14 protein-coding genes are annotated in these 19,573 nt (G+C 45.3%); 9 read left to right on the forward strand and 5 right to left on the reverse strand.

The features are described from left to right. Positions 1-58: 58 nt before the first annotated feature. Together P5G61_RS19905 and P5G61_RS19910 are read right to left on the reverse strand one after the other, a co-directional pair. A complete protein-coding gene (locus tag P5G61_RS19905) occupies positions 59-1,456 on the reverse strand; it encodes a TrkH family potassium uptake protein (protein WP_301248116.1) in 1,398 nt (465 codons plus the stop codon). Beyond that, positions 1,440-2,105: a potassium channel family protein gene (locus P5G61_RS19910; protein ID WP_301248117.1), complete on the reverse strand. Its 666-nt coding sequence runs from the start codon at positions 2,103-2,105 to the stop codon at positions 1,440-1,442. The genes P5G61_RS19905 and P5G61_RS19910 overlap by 17 nt, the downstream gene beginning before the upstream one ends. A gap of 324 nt (positions 2,106-2,429) precedes the next feature. Here P5G61_RS19910 and P5G61_RS19915 point away from each other — a divergent pair, with 324 nt between their 5' ends. The 5 genes from P5G61_RS19915 (at position 2,430) to P5G61_RS19935 (ending at position 9,499) form a co-directional block, all read left to right on the forward strand. Continuing rightward, positions 2,430-3,335 carry an ABC transporter permease gene (locus P5G61_RS19915; RefSeq protein WP_301248118.1) on the forward strand — a complete coding sequence of 302 codons (906 nt, stop codon included), beginning with the start codon at positions 2,430-2,432 and terminating at the stop codon, positions 3,333-3,335. Positions 3,336-3,350: 15 nt separating this feature from the next. Next, the gene (locus P5G61_RS19920; protein ID WP_301248119.1) at positions 3,351-4,241 is read left to right on the forward strand and encodes a carbohydrate ABC transporter permease; all 891 of its coding nucleotides are present in this window, start codon (positions 3,351-3,353) and stop codon (positions 4,239-4,241) included. Positions 4,242-4,260: 19 nt separating this feature from the next. Further along, positions 4,261-6,069: a sensor histidine kinase gene (locus P5G61_RS19925; RefSeq protein WP_301248120.1), complete on the forward strand. Its 1,809-nt coding sequence runs from the start codon at positions 4,261-4,263 to the stop codon at positions 6,067-6,069. A 4-nt stretch (positions 6,070-6,073) separates the two neighbouring features. Beyond that, on the forward strand, positions 6,074-7,735 hold the full coding sequence (locus P5G61_RS19930; RefSeq protein WP_301248121.1) for a response regulator transcription factor: 1,662 nt from the start codon (positions 6,074-6,076) through the stop codon (positions 7,733-7,735). A gap of 120 nt (positions 7,736-7,855) precedes the next feature. Further along, the gene (locus tag P5G61_RS19935; RefSeq protein ID WP_301248123.1) at positions 7,856-9,499 is read left to right on the forward strand and encodes an extracellular solute-binding protein; all 1,644 of its coding nucleotides are present in this window, start codon (positions 7,856-7,858) and stop codon (positions 9,497-9,499) included. Positions 9,500-9,642: 143 nt separating this feature from the next. Here P5G61_RS19935 and P5G61_RS19940 read toward each other — a convergent pair whose 3' ends face one another. Together P5G61_RS19940 and P5G61_RS19945 are read right to left on the reverse strand one after the other, a co-directional pair. Continuing rightward, a complete protein-coding gene (locus P5G61_RS19940; RefSeq protein ID WP_301248125.1) occupies positions 9,643-11,253 on the reverse strand; it encodes a response regulator in 1,611 nt (536 codons plus the stop codon). Then, positions 11,234-12,985 (reverse strand): sensor histidine kinase, encoded by a 1,752-nt coding sequence (locus P5G61_RS19945; protein WP_301248126.1) that lies wholly within the window; start codon positions 12,983-12,985, stop codon positions 11,234-11,236. Before P5G61_RS19945 ends, P5G61_RS19940 begins: the two co-directional genes overlap by 20 nt. 334 nt (positions 12,986-13,319) lie before the next feature. Here P5G61_RS19945 and P5G61_RS19950 point away from each other — a divergent pair, with 334 nt between their 5' ends. The 3 genes from P5G61_RS19950 to P5G61_RS19960 all read left to right on the forward strand — a co-directional run bounded on the left by P5G61_RS19950 (position 13,320) and on the right by P5G61_RS19960 (position 16,833). Continuing rightward, entirely contained in the window at positions 13,320-14,243 is a 924-nt protein-coding gene (locus tag P5G61_RS19950; RefSeq protein WP_301248127.1) for an ABC transporter permease, read from the forward strand. Positions 14,244-14,283: 40 nt separating this feature from the next. Beyond that, positions 14,284-15,180, forward strand: a complete 897-nt coding sequence (locus P5G61_RS19955; protein WP_256984716.1) for a carbohydrate ABC transporter permease — start codon at positions 14,284-14,286, stop codon at positions 15,178-15,180. A gap of 102 nt (positions 15,181-15,282) precedes the next feature. After that, on the forward strand, positions 15,283-16,833 hold the full coding sequence (locus P5G61_RS19960) for a type 2 periplasmic-binding domain-containing protein (protein ID WP_435874242.1): 1,551 nt from the start codon (positions 15,283-15,285) through the stop codon (positions 16,831-16,833). Positions 16,834-16,909: 76 nt separating this feature from the next. Here P5G61_RS19960 and P5G61_RS19965 read toward each other — a convergent pair whose 3' ends face one another. Continuing rightward, positions 16,910-17,173: a hypothetical protein gene (locus tag P5G61_RS19965; RefSeq protein ID WP_285076964.1), complete on the reverse strand. Its 264-nt coding sequence runs from the start codon at positions 17,171-17,173 to the stop codon at positions 16,910-16,912. A gap of 238 nt (positions 17,174-17,411) precedes the next feature. On the opposite strand from P5G61_RS19965, the gene P5G61_RS19970 reads away from it, so the two are divergent. After that, the gene (locus tag P5G61_RS19970) at positions 17,412-19,448 is read left to right on the forward strand and encodes a catalase (protein WP_435874238.1); all 2,037 of its coding nucleotides are present in this window, start codon (positions 17,412-17,414) and stop codon (positions 19,446-19,448) included. Positions 19,449-19,573: the final 125 nt, after the last annotated feature.

The following is a 19,573-nucleotide window of genomic DNA, read 5'->3' on the forward strand; positions in this document are numbered from 1 at the left end:
AGGTCGTCTTTGATAAGGGGGCATTTTGATTTGAATAGAGTTAACAGGAGCCTACAGGTTAGCCGATAAGAACATGATCCTCGGCATAACCAATTTTGGACGTACGTTTCTTCTGAGCCAATGCAAAAGCGAGTGTTAAAGGTCCCAACCGACCTGCAAACATGGTGAAGATGACTATAACTTTTCCAGCAGCACTCAGCTCACTTGTAAGGCCCATCGATAGTCCTGTAGTGCTGAAAGCAGAAGTCGCTTCAAACAGAACATCCAGAAAATGTTTCTCAAGAATTCCTTCGGAGATGGACAGAAGTATGGAAATTCCTAGCACAAATGCCAGTGAACTCATGACAACAGCGAGTGCGCGCATAACGGTTTCTTCTGCTATTTTACGCTCAAACGCATGTACTTGCCCGCCGCCCCGAAATGTTTGAATGGTCGCTAGAACAAGCACGACAAAGGTGTTAATTTTAATTCCTCCACCCGTCCCACCGGAAGCAGCTCCAATAAACATCAGGATAATAATAAAAAATTGGGATGTTGCAAGCATGCTGCCAATATCAATGGTATTGAAACCGGAGCTTCGAGGGGCAGTACCCTGAAATAGAGCAGCCCATATGCGTTCGCCGTAAGATAAATCAGCAAACGTGGACGGATTCCAACTTTCGAGTAAAAGGATCGTGATGAATCCAAACAGATATAGGGAAAAACTGCCGATTAACACAATCTTCGAATGCAGAGATAGTTTTCTCCATGATCGTTTGCGAAAAACATCCACAACGACAATGTAACCCAATCCGCCAATGATAAAGAGCGTAATGACCGTAAGGTTGACTACCGGATCGCCAACAAAGGGGGAAAGGCCATTAGACCATAAGGAGAAACCCGCATTGTTGAAAGCAGACACAGAGTGGAATATCGCGTAATAAAGAGCTTGTCCCCATCCCAATTCACTATGCCATCGCAAAGTAAGAATCAATGAAGCCAAAGCTTCAAAAGCAAAGGCTATGAGCACAATATACATCGAAAGCTTAACCAGACCTTGAGCGGAAGATGTATTGGTGGCTTGTTGAATAAGGAGCCTCTGTTTCAGTCCAATCCGTTTCCCCAGAATAATGGCAACCATTACGCCTAGTGTCATAAACCCCAACCCGCCAACCTGAATCAGAATCATGATGATGACTTGTCCAAATGTAGAAAAGACACTCCCTGTATCCAAAACAATTAACCCATTTACACAAATGGCAGAGGTTGCTGTAAATAAGGCATCAAGTAAACCGATTGATGTTCCGGTACTCGAAGATACCGGCAATACAAGTAATATGGCCCCGATCCAGATGAGAGCGAAGAAGATCATCATGATAAGTTGAGGAGGGCTCATATTATTTTTCAGTTTGTTCACAATCGATTCAACGATGGATAGAGCTGAAGTTCTCGGTACGCGTTTATTTCTTTTGCTCATAATCACTCTCCAGAATCCGAATGTCTTCGTTACTGCCGATTAACAAGAGCATGTCTCCCGTACGAACGGTGTCTTCTGCCCTTGGAGAGATATTCAGGTTACTCCCCGTTTTGATGGCGATAACAGTACATCCATATTCTGCCCGGATGTCGAGTTCTAGCAGCGTTTTCTGATTCATACTTTCAGGAGCTTTGATCTCGACCAGATTGTAGTCTGGCGACAATTCAATGGAATCAATAATGTTGTCTGAGCTAAGCTGATTCCCCAGCCTTGTGGCCATGTCACGTTCCGGGTAAACGATCTGATCGGCACCAATCTTGCTAAGCACACTGCCATGGTTATCATTTTTGGCCTTGGCTGTTACTTTGGGAACATTGAGTTCCTTCAATAACAGAGTGGTCAATATACTGGCTTGCAGATCTTCGCCAATTGCGACAATGGCGTGGGAGAAGTTGCTTGCTCCCAGCTCTTTGAGGACTGATTTGTCAGTACAATCCGCCTGTACAACATGGGTGGCTATGGTTGAAATTTCCTGAACCAGATGTTCATTCTTGTCTACTGCGAGCACTTCATGTCCATTGTTAATGAGCGTCCGTGTCAGGCTTGAACCGAATCGTCCAAGACCAAGTACGATAAACTGTTTTTTCATGATATCCCTCATTTGTTATCAAAATAAATAATTGTCACCTCTAAATCTTAATAGGTAAATATTTCGTTACGTACATAGGAGTGTAAGGTTTCATATGTTCAGTATCAAACCAGGGTGGAATTACCAAATTCACGATATATCTATACATATCTCAAAAGAGTTTATTTTAATTGCTTAAGAATAGAATTGCAACCGATGTGTTCCTTTTTTAGTTGTATTGTTGGTCTGTAGACAGTAGTCAACAAAAGATACCTAAAGTAAATAGCCTACACTATTGCCGATTCCTGACGGATTCTATAATGAATTTGAAGGAGGAGACAGCTCATGCGTTCCAACTACAAACAATTTATACGAAACGTTCCGCTTCATCTCATGATATTGCCTGGATTGATCATCATTATTGTATTCGGTTACATTCCGATGGCGGGACTCTCCATTGCCTTTCAGAATTTTTCTCCCATTGCCGGATTCAAAAATATGAACTGGGTCGGTCTGGACAATTTCAGATACTTGTTCGATCTGCCTGGTTTCTCACAGGTCGTATGGAATACCGTTTTCATTTCCGCTATGAAAATTGTGTCCGGTTTGGTCATTCCGGTACTTGTGGCCTTACTGCTAAACGAGGTACGCAAAACAGGTTTTAAACGAACAATTCAGACGGTCATCTATATGCCGCATTTCTTTTCCTGGGTCATATTGGCCGGTATCATTGTGGATGTGCTGTCTCCTAGCACAGGCATCGTAAATATGCTGCTTAAGGCGATAGGGGTTGAACCTGTTCAATTCCTGGCCAGCAACGAATGGTTTCCCTACATACTTGTCATTACGGATCAATGGAAAGAATTCGGATTTGGCACGATTATATATTTGGCCGCATTGACGAACATTGATAAATCCCTGTATGAAGCATCCGTAATGGATGGTGCGGGAAGATGGAAGCAGACATGGCATATTACGCTGCCCGGCATTCGTCCAATCGTAATTCTGATGGTTACGCTGAGTCTTGGTAACGTACTGAATGGCGGCTTTGACCAAGTATTCAACCTGTATAATCCGCTGGTCTATGAATCCGGAGATATTCTGGATACGATGATCTATCGGATTGGTTTGCAGGACGCACAGTACTCCGTATCCACCGCATTGGGGCTTATTAAATCAGTCGTTTCGTTTATCTTTATCGGGCTTGGCTATTTCCTGGCCTATCGCTTAGCCAATTATCGGATTTTTTAGAAAGGAGGCAAGAACATGCATCACGCTTCGAGAGCCTATCGTTGGTTTCTAGGATTGAATTACGTCATCCTGACCCTTCTTGCCTTGCTATGCCTATTTCCTATTGTGAATATTCTGGCGATTTCGTTTAGTTCGAGTGATGCAGTCAAGGCGGGGAGTGTGACATTCTGGCCAGTGGACTTCACACTGTCCTCCTATCAATACATTCTCGAAAATCAGCAGTTTCTAAATTCATTCGGTACAAGTCTGCTCCGTGTTGCACTCGGGGTTGCAACCAATCTGGTCTTCACAATTCTTGTAGCCTATCCGTTATCCAAGGAAGCTTCAAAGTTTCGTTCCAGAACGTTCTACGCGTGGATATTTGTCTTCACCATGTTATTCAGTGGGGGATTGATCCCGGGTTATCTTGTCGTTAAGGAAGCAGGTCTTTTGGATTCAATCTGGGCCCTGATTTTGCCGGGAGCTGTGCCCATCTTTAATGTGTTGCTTATGCTGAATTTCTTTCGAGGCTTGCCGAAGGAGCTGGAAGAAGCGGCATGGATGGATGGCGCAGGCCATTTTCGCACCCTATGGAGCATTTACCTTCCCATTTCGCTTCCAAGTATTGCAACCATCACGCTATTTGCCATGGTAGGACACTGGAATGCCTGGTTTGATGGCATGATCTACATGAAGAGTCCGGAAGGTTATCCGCTAGCTACGTATCTGCAGTCGATGCTCCAGCAAGTGACGATGATCCAAAGTGAGATGATGACTCTGGAGGATGCAACGCTGTTAAGTCAGGTGTCGGACAGAACCACTCAGGCATCCCAAATCTTTTTGTCCGTTATACCTATTCTGCTTGTCTATCCGTTCCTGCAAAGGTATTTCGTCCATGGACTTGTTGTCGGCAGTGTAAAGGGATAAGATCGATGGAGGAAAGTCAATGGAGGAGCCGATTTCCGGCTCCTTTTTTGCCGTTGAGGAGAGGAGTGGAGGGAAAATGAGATTTGCGGTGGGCACCTGGAAAAATGCATCCATCGTCGTCAAACTGATGATAGCCTTTGTGCTCGTCATTCTGCCTCTGTATGGAATCAGCATTATGATCACACATACCAGCTCCAAGCAAATGCAGACGGAAGTGGAGAAGGCGCATGAATCAAAGCTGTATTTTTACCACAATCATCTGCAATTCGAACTGGAGCGAATGAGTGGGCTTGTGACCGAATTTTCGTTCGATGATACGATGTCCACGCTAAGTACACGAGCTGCGATCATGAGCAGGTATGAGGTGACTTCCAGTCTCAATAATATCCATAACAAGCTGGGTCAGATCATGGTAACGAGTCCCTATATCAGCGATGTTGTGTATTATGTACCGGCTCTGCATAAAAGGGTCAGCGCGGTGGATGGAATTCGCAATGTGGAGGATGGTGAATGGAAGGATCTGCTAGCAACCATGGGAAATCTGAATGGTGAGTTGTCTTATTCGGATAACAATCTTTATTTTCTCAAAAGCAACCCGTACAACATGAATCATGAGGAACCACCCAATTTTATATTAGGCATACGCTTGTCTGCTGAAGAACTGAAGCACAGATTGCAGCAACTTGCTGAAACGGGGGGCAGTGATATTACGCTGAGCTTCGGAGAACAGCATAATGTTGTCATTTCCTCTTCTGATGAACCAGCTTCAGCGGCACAATTGCAACAGGTATCACCAGAATCTCCGGTATCCATGCAAGTGACGAGATTTCAATCTGATCCATTCCTGTACTATTCACTTGATGATCCCGATCACTCATTCACGCTGACGGCCCGCATTCCTAGTGATGTGCTCAAAGCTCCCCTGGAACAATACAACCTATGGTTGTGGATGCTGACGCTTATTTCAATCGTTATTATTATGATCTTTTCCTTTTCGATCTACAGGTCCATTCATAAGCCGTTATCTGTGCTCATTCGCGGTTTCAGAATGGCGGAGCAGGGTCAGACAAGCATTCATATTCCGCAATCCAGACGCGATGAATTTGGTTATTTGTACTCTCGTTTCAATCACATGATAGAGCGCTTACATATTCTGATTGATGAAAATTATGTTGCCCGGATTCGAACCAGCGAGGCAGAACTTAAACATCTCCAGTCTCAGATTCAGCCTCACTTTTTATATAACAGCCTGTTCAGCATCAAGCAAATGGCGGAGGTGGAGAATGTTGAATTGATTCAGGAGTTTACCGACTATTTGGGTCAATATTTCAGGTATATGTCCAGGGATTCTCATTCCGAGGTATCGCTCGGTGAAGAGGTGGACCATGCCTTGGTTTATGCCTCCATTCAGAAAATTCGATTTGGATCAAGAGTCCAGTTGCAACTGGAGGAACTGAGTAGGGAGTATCGGGACATTGCCATTCCCCGGGTCATCATTCAGCCGATTGTGGAGAACGTCTTCGAGCATGCTCTTGCGAAACGCAGTCAGGGGGGGATTCTGAAACTATCCTATCAAGTGAATCAAGACAAATTGTCCATTCGGATTGAGGATGATGGTGATCAGTTGACGGATGAAATCTTGAGCAACCTGCTAGCGTCCTTTCAGGAATCTGCGAATCAGAGATCTGGGAATGAAGAGATTACGGGACTAATGAATGTGAATCAACGTTTACGGATTAAGTTCGGGACGGGTTATGGACTTTTTGCTGAACGCAGTGTGTTGGGCGGATTATGCATGATTTTAAATATTCCATGGAGACGGGAGTAGTCGTATGCAGCGGATGCTAATTGTAGATGATGAACCGGTTATTTTGGACGGACTATATGCTTTCTTTCAAAAAGCGGATTTACAGGATATGGAGATCATTAAGGCGTACTCTGCTTTTGAAGCAATCGAGTGGTTGAATTCCGTCAAAATTGATATCGTGCTCAGTGACATCTGTATGCCTGGCATGGATGGCATGGAGCTGATCGAGAAGATTATGGATCGGTGGCCACGATGCAAAGTTCTTTTGCTGACAGGTCATAACGAATTTGATTATGCACATCAAGCGATACGCAACCCTTGTGTTGTGGATTATCTGTTAAAGACAGAGGGCATGAGTCATATCTGCGCTGCGGTAGAGCGGGCGTTAACACAAATTTCGGAGGAAAATGACTTCCGTTACCAGCATGCCTGGTTTCGCAGCAAGTTGCCCCGAGCGCTGCCTCAGCTACAAAGACAGTTGCTGCTGGATCTCCTAAAACGGACGGAAAGACATGATATCACCTCGCTTCAGGAAGAATTGGATGCTGTGCAGCTTCCCTTCGTGTCCACTGAGCCTGTAATCTCGGTCATTATACGGGTTGAGGAGTGGAACAACTATCAATCCCAGGCAGACCGGAGTTTAATTCGATATGCAGTTGCCAATGTTGCGGAGGAACTGCTTCAGGATAAGGTCAAGGTCAAAGCTATTGATCTGGATTATCAGGTGATCGCCTGTTTTGTTCAACCCATGGTTGAGTCTGGGGACAGCTTCCATGTAAGCCGTCAAGAGAAGTGGGAACAGACGCTACGTTTCGTCTATGGAACGCTGGAGTCTGTGCAGCAATCCTGTGCGGACTGCCTGAATTTGTCTGTATCGATTATGGTAAGTGAGCAGGCAGTGGAGTGGATGGGGCTGAATCAGGCCATCGCAAAGTTACGTCTGTCTATTCATGAGGGCCCAGGACTTGGGATGGAGAAGTTGCTTCGTGTCAATGTGCAGCATGATTTGCCGTACACGCCCAATATTTTGAATCATCAGAGTGTTGCAGCCCTTCATCTGGATCAGATCAAGCAGCGCGTGGCAGCAGGTGACAGCGAGTGGATGGAGTCGTTTCACAAATGGACAGAGGCATCAAAAGAAGGACTTCAGGACCCGTTCTTTCGAATGAAAATCTATACAGGAGCTGGCAACGGACTGATCGAGCTTCTTCATGAATTGGGCTTGTACGAATCGGCGATGGAGGAAATAGCATTGTCTCGAATGCTTCATTTTGACATCCATACGGCTTGGTCTGATCTGGTGGTTTTCTATCAATCGGCATATGAATGGATCATCTCCAAACGAAGTGTTACACGCATCCATGATCAGTCGCAGATTCTTATTACCATTCATCATTATATCAAGCACCATCTGGAGGATGACCTTTCATTAACCCGAATTGCACAGGAGGTTTCTCTCAATCCGTCATATCTGTCCCGTTGGTACAAGCGCATAACAGGCAAAGGCATATCCGACTATATCCATGACCGGCGCATTGAGCGCAGCAAGGAATTACTTCTCGGCTCGGCCTGCAAAATGCATGAAATATCCGCGAAGGTCGGTTTTAGTGATCAGCATTATTTTTATCGTTTCTTCAAAAAGGCTACCGGCTGCACGCCGCAGGAATATCGGGATCAAAAAAGTTAGATCAAGTCTGAAATGGTAAATCAAAGATACCAGATGTCAACGGGGTACACTCGAAGTGATAGCGCTTACTTATTACAATAAATTATATACCTCACGGGAGGAATAAAAAGGGGGATTCGCATGAACATGTCATTAAAGAAATTCTCATTGTTAACGTTAACCATGGTTCTGGCAACTACGCTTGCAGCCTGTTCATCGGGTACGGGCGGTGCGGAGAATGAAGCCCAGCCAAACACACAGCAGGATGCCGGAGGTCCGCTTACGAAATATGATCCACCCATCAAATTAACATCAACCATGAATGAAACCGGAAAAGAATCACTTGCTGAAGGCGATACACACGCCAATAACATTTGGACCCGGGGATACAAGGACGAGTTAGGTATCGATGTCGCCTATGACTGGATTGTCCCGGATGCCAATTATAACGATAAAATGAATGTCACCCTGGCTAGCGGAGATTTGCCAGATGTACTCAAAGTAAGTGCTGTACAATTCGAGCAGCTGCATGAAGCGGGGATGCTGGAAGATCTAACCGAAGTATATGATAAGTATGCATCGGATCTGGTCAAGGAGTTTATGTCCGCTGAGGATGGAGCAGGTTTGAAGCCAGTAACCAAGGAAGGGAAAATATATGCAATGGTCAGTTTTCCAGGCTCGCTGGATTCCTCGGATATGATCTGGATTCGCCAGGATTGGTTGAAAAAGATCGGGCTTAAAGCGCCAAAATCTATGCAGGACGTCATCCGGATTGCAGAAGCTTTCACCTTTGAAGATCCAGACGGAAATGGAAAAGATGATACGTACGGTATTGCACTTAATAAGGACTTGCCCATTAATGCGTTCCTGCTTGGTTATCATGGTTATTTGGAAACATGGATCAAGGATGCTTCAGGCCAGGTTGTGAATGGTACCATTCAACCTGAAGTGAAGGAAGGATTACGTGAGCTGCAAAATCTGTATCAGAAGGGTGTACTCGATCCCGAGTTTGGCGTTAAGGATTTTACGAAGATGATGGAAGATGTGAATGCAGGCAAGTCAGGTATGTTCTTCCTGCCACAATGGGCACCATTTCAGGTTAGCAGCATGATCAAGAAGGATAAAAACGTGGATTGGCTGCCTTATCCCGTTCAATCGATCGACGATCAGCCTGCCAAAACGCAGAATCACCTCAGCTTGGGCGGCATATTCGCTGTAAGTAAAGGCTATGAGCATCCGGAAGCATTGATCAAGCTGCTTAACTTCCAGGCAGAGAAAATGTTTGGTAAATCGGCCAAGGAAGAGCGCGCTGCGTATTTGAATGGGTTGACCGGACTGGGTTTTCATAATGCGACCGTATCCAATCTGCCTGCTAACAAAAACGTAAAAGCTCAGGACGAAGTGGAGCAGGCGCTCAAAACGGGAGATACTTCGGGATTGGAGCTTGAAGCGAAGTTGTTCTACGATGATATTATGGATTACCGCAATGGGAATCTGGATAAGTGGCATATGGAACGTATTTTTGGACCGGAAAGCTCGCAGGGCGTTATTAAATATTATCGGGATAACGACCTGATAGTCATGAATGAATTTATCTACGCACCAACGAGAACGATGAACACGAAACAGGCAACCCTAGATAAACTGCGCGCTGAAACATTTTTGAAAATTATCTACGGCAACCTGTCTATTGATGAGTTCGATAATTTTGTTGCCAATTGGAAAAAGCTTGGTGGTGACCAAATCACTCAGGAAGTGAATGAAGTCATTAATGCCAATAAGTAAGGAAAGTTAAGGGACAGTAAATGCCACTCTACGTCTATATGTAGAGTGGCATTTTGGGTTGCAGTCAGGAACGTATGGATCAGAAGAAGCATATTACACACATACAAAGTATAACGCTACGCTAATATGCTTAAGGTCACAGATCATCCTGTTTCATGAGCGCCATCTCGTTGCTTCTTGCGGTATTCATTAGGGCTGCAACCCATCTCTTGCTTAAACAGTTTGGTAAAGTGTGAGTAGTTGGTATAACCCACATGTCCGGCAATGGCATGGACTGATTGCGTGGTGGTTTCCAACAGATGGCGAGCGGCTACAAGACGGGTATGAATGACATAATTGCCAAGTGAAATTCCCATCTCTTTCTTGAACAGCCGTGCGAGATAATCCGGATGCAGATAGACCATTTCCCCTAGGTTATTCCTCGTTAGATCTTCCCCGTAATGAGTGCGTATATAATGGGTAATCTCGTGTACAACCGACTTCGGCTGCTCGGCAACATTCAGGTATTCCGCAGCAGTATTAACCAGATAGGCAATGTAGGATTGCATATCTTCAATAGAATACAGAGATTGCATGAACAATTGATCATTCGTTTTGCCCATATACAGCTTGTGTACTTCAATCCCTTTGCTCTTCAATTGGGCATAGACGAGCTGTACCAGATCGAGACGCAACAGGCTGAGTACGGCAGTGCCTACCACCCCTTCACGGACAAGTTGGTGCATATAACGAACGGTCTCATCCAGAAAGGCCTGAAATCGGTTCTCATTCAGCAATTGCTCCAGCAATGCCAGATCAGGCGGTGTGTAATTCAATTCAGGCCTACTGTAGTTCTTTAGGAAAAAGGTCTGGTTGCGGTGTTTGATTCGTTCTTCATTCATTAGCAACAGCTCGTTGATCGTGTGACGAATCTGACCCAGTGGCAGAGAAAAGCCGATACTACAGCAGGCATCCGACTTCAGGTAATTATTAACCTCCGGGATGAACGAGCAGCACATGGATTCGATCAGCTGTGCATCCGGTGCTTCGTTCCATTTTAGAATAACCATCCAGTTATGCTCCTTGATTTCGGTAATAGCTTCAATGGAGAAGAGAGCGTCCTGAAACCGTTCAACCATCACATTCAAACAAGCGTAATCGAACAGGTTTTTGTCGGTCTTGCCCAGGGTGCCATCATACGGAAACAGGTTAACCAGAATAGGAAGGAATAGATCCGTTGTTTCATAAGGCAGATTTTGTTCAGTCAAAAAGGTAGAGACGTCGGCAGGGCCGGAAGGAAAGGCTTTACCGGAGATCAGCCTGCGCCAGCTGTCCTCAATGAGCTTGCTACGGTTTTTCTGCCAAAGTTCACCCTCATGTATGGCTTTCTCAATGAACTGCTGGTCTCGGGCTTTGGCAACCGCTTTTTGAATAATAAGAGTCAACTTGTCAAACTCAATGGGCTTCAGAAAATAATCAAAGCTTTGCAGCTCAATTGCTTTCTGGGCATAGTTAAAATCGGCATAGTTGGTGAGAAAAATCGTCTGCACACTATGCGATTCCTCCCGGACCCATGCCAGCAGTTCAAGTCCGCTTCCCTGGGGCATCTCAATATCACAAATGAGGATCTGAACAGGATGGCTCTGCAAAATTTCCTTGGCCTGGGCAATGTTATAGGCTGTGAATATGGTATTGATACCAAGGCTCTTCCAGTCAATTTTCTTTTCCAAAGCCATTACCACAAAGTAATCATCATCAACCAGCAATGCATTCATGGTTTGTCACCTCTCCCGGAGTATCTGAATTCAGTATCATTTTGGGTAAGGAAAGTGTGATTCGAGCGCCACTTCCGTCGTTTGCAAACGTAATATTTGCTTCATCTCCATACAACAACTCCAAACGTTGGATGGTATTCATAATGCCAATTCGGTTGCCGCCTATTTGTTCGAGTGCTTCTCCACGCATCAGTGCGTCAAGAACTTCCGGACTGAAGCCTGGACCTGTATCCGAAATCCGGATGAGCACATGATCGCCATTTTCCTGTCGTTCTTCCGTCACGGATAAAGTAATACATAATTCCCGGTCCCGAGAGACTCCATATTTAACGGCATTTTCAATGAATGTCTGAATAACAAGCGGTGGCACAGCGATGCCCTTCATAACCTCTGGCTGTTCAATCCGATAGGAAAAAGCATCTCTATAACGTGATTTCTGGATGTCCAGGAACGTTCTCACATGCTCAATCTCATTCTCCAGAAGAACGAAATTCTCCCCACTTTGAAAGATATAGCGGAAATATCGGGACGTAGCCAAGGCCATGCTCTCAATTTCTTCGTACATCTGCATCTGCGCCATACTGTACATGCTCGTCAGACAATTCAGGAAGAAGTGGGGCTTAATCTGCAACTTCATATAATCCAAACGTATTTTTTGTTTCTCCAATTCCTGCTCGTAGCGATCAATCTTGAATCGTTTAATCTGGCCCACCAGTTCCTTGAACTGTGCATTGACCTGCTCCAGTTCCATAATTCGGCTGCTCTTAAAGTCTGTAGCTTCGTCACCTTCGTTAATACGTGCCAGATTTTTGGAAAATCGCTGAATGGGAACCAGCAGATTTTTTCTGAAAAACAACATAATTGCGCTTAATGAGGACGTTACAATTAGAAAAAGCAGCATAATAAGCAGCTGTGCCACCATGATTTTCTCGAATGCGCCAAACTTGATGACCATATGTGCACTGAATGCCGCATTGGAGAAATCGCTGCTTACGACATTGTGAGACTGGAACAGATCAAGAAATGAATGCCTCTCTTCCGGTGTATGCTTCCCGCTGGCAGGTCCGGAAAGCTGCACACCGTTCTCGTCTACCAGAGAGGCATATCCATTGGCACCCAGATTAATCTGTCGGAGAGGGGCGATCAGATCATCTGCGGATATCAAGGCAATGAGATAACGGTTGTAGTACGGCACAATATTGATAAGATAAGAAGTGCCGTTTACGTGAATGGGTGTCCAATGGGAATAGAACTTCTCATATACACCTTTATCGTGGGTCAGCGTAATAATCTGTTTTTTCACTTCTGAATAATCCGAATAGGAGATGCTTATTGGCGCGCAGTTGAGGAAATACTCACTATTCTCCAAATAATAAAAGAAATTGTACGATTGCCCATAGTTTCGCTGTAGTTCAGCGAAAAGCATATGTAGTTTTTCGTTGGCCTTTAGGAACGGAATACTGTTTACCCCATATGTATTCATGTTATCGAGATTCTCGTCATTGGCCAGTGTCCACCCCATGAAATGATTAATGTACGCAAAATCGTGATTAATGCGATTGATGTACAGATCGGCCGCATCCTGCAAGTATTGGGTGGATTGCTGCTTCACCATAGAGATGGAAGCAATGCTGATGACCAGATCCAGAATGAACACGACAAATGAAATGACGAACATCATACGGATATAATGACGAATGGGATAGGGTTTGATGACGTTCAGGTTTGCCATAAGCAATGCACCACTTTCTTGATTCCTTGGTTATGAATGCGCTTTAATATCTCAGGAATAGTATAAAACCTTTGTTTGAAAAAAGCATAAAGATTTGCGTTTTTTGATTCAGAAGTCCGAAATACACATACGAAAGTCTGGATAATGATATGATTTTGGCTCGCAAGTGTATCGGCTACTCATGAACATGAGAAATGGAACCATAGAAGTCCGAATAACGTCCGTAGGGGTCCGATAAACCGAATGTGAAGGGGTTTATACTGAAGCTGTTCCAGAGATGAGAGGTCCAGGGGGGAAGCAGCATCAGTATATTTACAGGAGGGAAGGACGATCCATGAGGACCAATCCATTATATATCGGAAAAAGGCTCGAGAGAATCAGGCGAAACTGGGGCCTTTACGTTCTGCTTTTTCCAGCAGTTCTGTTGACTCTATTATTTGCCTACAAGCCGATGTACGGCGTATTAATCGCTTTTAAGGACTACAGTCCGGCCTTGGGGATCGGAGAAAGCCCTTGGGCTGGATTCAAATACTTTGAGAAGTTCTTTCATTCCTATCAATTCACCAATACGATTCGCAATACGCTTGTGATTAGCTTGTACAGTCTGGCTACCTTTCCAATTCCGATTATGCTTGCACTATTAGTGAACCAGATGAGGTCTGGGAGGTTCAAAAGGTTTTTCCAGACCATTTCGTATATGCCCCATTTTATTTCAACCGTAGTTATGGTGGGGTTAATGCTGATCCTGTTCTCACCAAGTACCGGGCTCGTAGGAAACATGTATCAGCTTTTTGGAGCGGAAGCACCGGATCTGATGGGTTCATCCGTTTTATTCAGCAGTGTATATGTCTGGTCTGATGTGTGGCAGCATGTCGGCTGGGACAGCATTATCTATATTGCTGCACTGTCTGCCGTAGATCCAAGTCTTTACGAAGCAGCAACGGTTGATGGAGCAAGTCGATGGCATAAGGTTCGATATATTGATATTCCGATGCTGCTGCCAACGGTCATCACGCTACTTATTTTACGGATGGGCGGATTACTCGGGGTGGGATTTGAGAAAGTCTATCTGATGCAGAACGACTTGAACATTCTCTCAAGTGAGATTTTGTCCACGTATGTTTACAAAATCGGTCTGCTGAGCAGCCAATACAGTTTCTCCTCGGCGATCAACCTGTTTAACACGGTTATTAATTTCATTTTGCTTATTCTGGTCAACCAGTTGTCCAAGAAATACAGTGAAAACAGTCTATGGTAGAGGGGAGAAAAACAAGATGAGCGTTATGGAACCGGCAGCAATGACCAGAACTCCCCGTACCAAACGTCGTGCACCCTTTTCGGTTGCAGAAGTCGTGCTGTATGCCTTTGCTGTTCTTTTTCTGATTGCTATCATTTACCCGATCTATTTTATTGTCATCGCTTCCTTCAGTGATCCTTCATCCGTGGCTAACGGACAGGTGTGGCTGTTTCCCAAAGGCTTTACGCTGGAAGGGTATAAGGAGCTGCTGCGACACGAGAATATCTGGATTGGATATCGCAATACCATTCTGTATACGGTGGTGGGAACACTTTTCGGACTTGTGGTTAATATTTCGGCGGCTTATGCTTTATCCAGAAAAGACCTGGTCGGACGAAAGTTTTTCTCACTGTTTTTTATCTTTACGATGTTCTTCAGCGGAGGATTGATTCCAACCTTCCTGACGATCCGCGACTTCCATCTCTACAACACGTTCCTCGTGATGGTGCTTCCGTTCTCTGTGGTGGTTTTCGACATGATCGTTGCCCGGACATTTTTCCAGACCAGCATTCCGGGGGATCTATGGGAAGCTGCCCAGATCGATGGCTGTGGGAACCTACGGTATTTTGTACTGATCGTATTACCGCTGTCCAAAGCAATTATTGCAGTCCTCGGACTATGGATTGCCGTAGGATATTGGAATTCATATTTTAACGCCCTGATTTATTTGAAAGATCCGAATCTGTATCCGCTTCAATTGATTCTGCGCAATATCCTCATCACGAATCAGATGCAGTCCGGCATGGGTACAGGAGAAGCCGCACAAGTTGCCCTGCGTCTTGCCAATTTGATGAGGTATTCCGTTATTATTATCGCTACAATTCCGATCATGTGTGTGTATCCGTTCATCCAGAAGTACTTCAATCAGGGGGTGATGATCGGCGCCGTGAAGGAATAAGGCAGGTTGAAATTCATTACGAATCAAGGGGGTTCCCAAATGGGGAAAAAGATAGGCAAGAAATTATTTACCAAAATGAGCAGCGTGCTTCTCGCGTCGGTCATGTTGGTCAGCGTTGTTGGCTGTAGTAGTGGAAAGGGTAGTGAACCTGCAGAGCCTACAATATCAAGCGACTTCAATCAGGAAGGTCTACCGATTGTCAATAAACCGGTCACACTCAAGGTATTGACGGTTCGCTGGGGAAATATGGGCGACACCTTTACTCAGAACCAATGGCTCAAGGATTTGGAGAAAGATTCCAATGTGAAGATTGAGTGGCAGGTGATGTCTTCTAATGACTGGGGTGAACAGAAATCCATAATGCTTGCCAGTGGCACGCTCCCGGACATTATTCTGGGCGACCAGGTGTTTAGTGATTCGGACATTGTTAACAACCTGAGCTATTTCCGCCCACTGGATGAATATATTGACTCGTATATGCCCAATTTGAAGGCGGCTATGGAAGAGACGCCAGACATGAAGAAAATCAGTACATTTCCAGATGGCAAAATCTACTCCATGCCCACCAGACTTCCTTCCCGTCCAAAAAGCCGGAACCAGCCTGTAATCAACAAGGCATGGCTCGATAAGCTGGGCCTGAAGGCACCAACAACAACAGAGGAACTGTATCAGGTATTAAAAGCGTTTAGGGAAAAGGATCCGAACGGTAATGGCAAAAAGGACGAAATTCCTTACACGGAAACGGGACTGAATGTGGATTTTCTGAATCCGTTCGGGATTACCGACATTAATGCCAGCAGCATGATTGTCCAGGATGGAAAGCCTGTGTTCTATCCAACAACCGACGCCTATAAAGAAGCTCTTATTTATACCAACAAGCTCTATTCAGAGGGACTGATTGACCAGGAACTGTTCACACAGGACAACACCATGACATCAGCCAAATGGCAAAATGCAGACATTCCAATCGTCGGTTTCAGCAATCAGTGGACACCTGATGCGGTATTTGGCAAATGGAGTGATCAATATGAAGCCATTGCTCCCATTGCTGGACCTGACGGCAAACGCTATCAGCCGGGTGACCCCGGCGGCATGAACCTGGCCCGGAACGAACTGCTTATTACGACTTCATGCACTGTTCCTGAAGTAGCCGCACGCTGGGCTGACCAGTTCTATTCCAATGAAGCCAGCATCCAGAATTTCTGGGGTGCGATCGGAACGGTAATCAAGAAAAACGATGATGGCACATACACGCTCATGGACCCGCCGGCAGGCACCAGCGCCGATGCATGGTACTGGGATCAATCCCTGCGTGATTTTGGTCCCAAATATGTAAGCCCTTCCTTTGAAGAGAAAATTAAACTTAATCCCAAGGCAGGCGACGGACTCAAATTGCAAATCGATCAGCTGGGCAGTGCCGATGTAACGACACCTTATCCGAAGGTCATGTACAATGCAGAAGAGTTCCAAGAGCTGCCAACGCTAACAACGGATATTGATGGTTACGTGGCAACGATGCGTGCCCAGTGGGTAACGAAGGGCGGTATCGAACAGGGCTGGGATGCTTATATCAAAAAGCTGAATGAGATGGGACTTGAACAGTTATTGACCATCCGTAACAATGCCTTCGAGCGTTATATGAACGTCAAATAGGCTCGAATCAGCCGTTCATTTCTTGAAATACAAACAGGTGCGCTTCCGAGTTGAAGGAAGGCACCTGTTTATTTGTTTATGATCTGCGTTTTAACAATAAGACGCCACTGATATTTGATGTTTTTTTACGATATACCACTTTGAATCCGATATCATTGTCCAGCAAGCAGTTTAAGGCATTGATCAGCAATGCGCCAGGTACCAGTGTGAAGGTACAAGGAGAAGTATTTCCGATCACACGCACACTTTTAATTCTGCGTGGAGAACCGGGAACGAGTGGATTTCTGGACCAATAGATCAATACCAAATCCGGTTGTGGAACAGCTTTTACAGCAGCCATCCTCATCATCTCTTTTCTATTAGATTTCTTTATAGTAAATGAAAAGTAGATGAGGAAGGTGCTAGACAAAAGACGCTACATTAGAGAAATGGGACAATGATCAAGTTACCAATAAGTAAAATACAGTGCGATATTACATATGAGATTCACAGAAGTGATCCACATCAAAGTATTGGTATATCAGGCAATCATAAGTGTTCTTCCAGTCCCATACATATAATGCTGGAGGTGATTGGAAATGAGCAAGGAACCCATGGATGAGAACAAAAAGATAGAGCAGCGCAATGCCTTTCTTCGGGATAATAACGGAAAAGAGATGTCTTCCAACGAAGGGGTTAAAATATCGGATGACAGCAACTCGCTAAAAGCGGGGGATCGCGGACCCACGCTGCTTGAAGATTTTCTGATGCGGGAGAAACTGTCTCACTTTGACAGGGAACGTATTCCGGAGAGAGTCGTGCATGCCCGGGGATATGGAGCCTACGGAGAGTTTGAGTTATATGAATCACTTGAAGAGTTAACGATGGCCCATTTTCTTCAAGATCCCGGTGTGAAGACACCGCTGTTTGTTCGTTTTTCCGAGGTTGCAGGCTCCAAAGGAGTGAACGAAACGAATCGGGATGTGCGTGGGTTTTCCGTAAAGTTTTATACCGATGAAGGCAACTTTGATCTGGTCGGCAACAATATTCCGGTCTTTTTCATTCAGGATGGAATCAAGTTCCCGGATCTGATTCATGCACTGAAGCCGGAACCCAATAATGAAATTCCTCAGGGCGCCACTGCGCATGATACTTTCTGGGATTTCATAGCTAACAACCAGGAGTCGGCAGCTATGGTCATGTGGATCATGTCGGATCGCACGATACCGCGAAGCTTCCGAATGATGCAGGGATTTGGCGTACATACCTTCCGGCTGGTGAACAAAGAAGGCAAATCCAGATTCGTGAAATTTCATTGGAGGCCGGTACTTGGCATGCATTCTTTTGTATGGGATGAAGCGCAGAAGCTTGGCGGGGCGGACCCGGATTTTCATCGGAGGGACCTGTGGGAAAATATCAATGCAGGCAACTTCGCGGAGTTCGAGCTTGGCATACAGGTGCTGGAGGAAGCGGATGAATTCAAGTTTGATTTTGATATTTTGGATGCAACGAAATTATGGCCTGAAGAAGACATTCCGGTGCGAATCATCGGCAAAATGACGATTAACCAAAATGTCGAGAATGTATTTGCGGAAACGGAACAGGCGGCTTTCCATCCAGGCAATATCGTACGTGGCATTGACTTCAGCAATGATCCGCTGCTTCAAGGCCGACTTTTTTCGTATACAGATACCCAATTGGCTAGAGTGGGCACGAATTATCAGGAACTGCCCATCAATCGTCCCGTATGCCCTGTACATAACAACCAGAGAGATGGCGCTTCCCGTTACACCATTGATCGGGGGAGAGTAGCTTATCATGAGAATTCTCTTGCCAATAATTCTCCCTATACTGTGCCCGGTACAAAAGGTGGGTTTGTTACCTATCCTTCCACGGTGCAGGGTCTCAAGGAACGGAAAACGGCTCCCAGCTTCCTTGATCATTTCTCGCAGGCACGTTTATTCTGGAACAGCATGACAGGCGTGGAGAGAAGTCATATCGTTCAGGCACTCTCGTTTGAGCTTGGGAAGGTAAAGGACGTTTCGGTCCGCCAACAGGTCGTTGATATGCTGGGGCATATCAGCACAGAACTGGCTACCACTCTGGCTAGAGAACTGGGGGTTGATGTACCAAACGTTCCCGAGTCTTCAGTGACGAAGTCCTCCCCTGCGCTAAGTATGGCCAATACCGTATTTTCTCCCAAGACCTTACGTGTCGGAGTGATTGTCGGTGAAGGATTCGATGGTCCCAGCACACAATATGTATTGGATGAGCTTAAAGGAGCAGGACTTCGTCCAGTTATTGTTCATGAAAGACAGGGTGCGGTGCATGGAACAGGAAATGTGGAGTTGAAAGTGGATGACAGCTTTTTAACGGGTTCACCATTGTTATATGATGGCCTTTTCATTGTTGGAGGACAGAAGGAAGATGATTATTTTCAAAAATACACCCGATCCTACGCCATAGAAACGTATAATCATTTTAAACCGATCGGGGCTACACCAACGGGTGCAGCAATGATTCAGTCGGTTGGCATTATCGGCCAGCCTGGCGTCATTGTGGAACAACAGCCTGAGGCGTTTGCCGAGCAATTCATTCAAGCAATGACCCGACAGCGCTTCTGGAATCGAACCTAGTTCGTTTTGATTACGTTGGGCCGCCGCTGAATCACAGATTGTTTAAGAGGGGCTGTCTCAAAAGCCCTTAAAAAGCGTATCAGCAAAAAAGAAATAACACTCCTACGTTCGAAAAAGGACAAAGC

Origin of the sequence: Paenibacillus vandeheii, assembly GCF_030433635.1 — a bacterium.
Taxonomy (GTDB): Bacteria; Bacillota; Bacilli; order Paenibacillales; family Paenibacillaceae; genus Paenibacillus; species Paenibacillus vandeheii.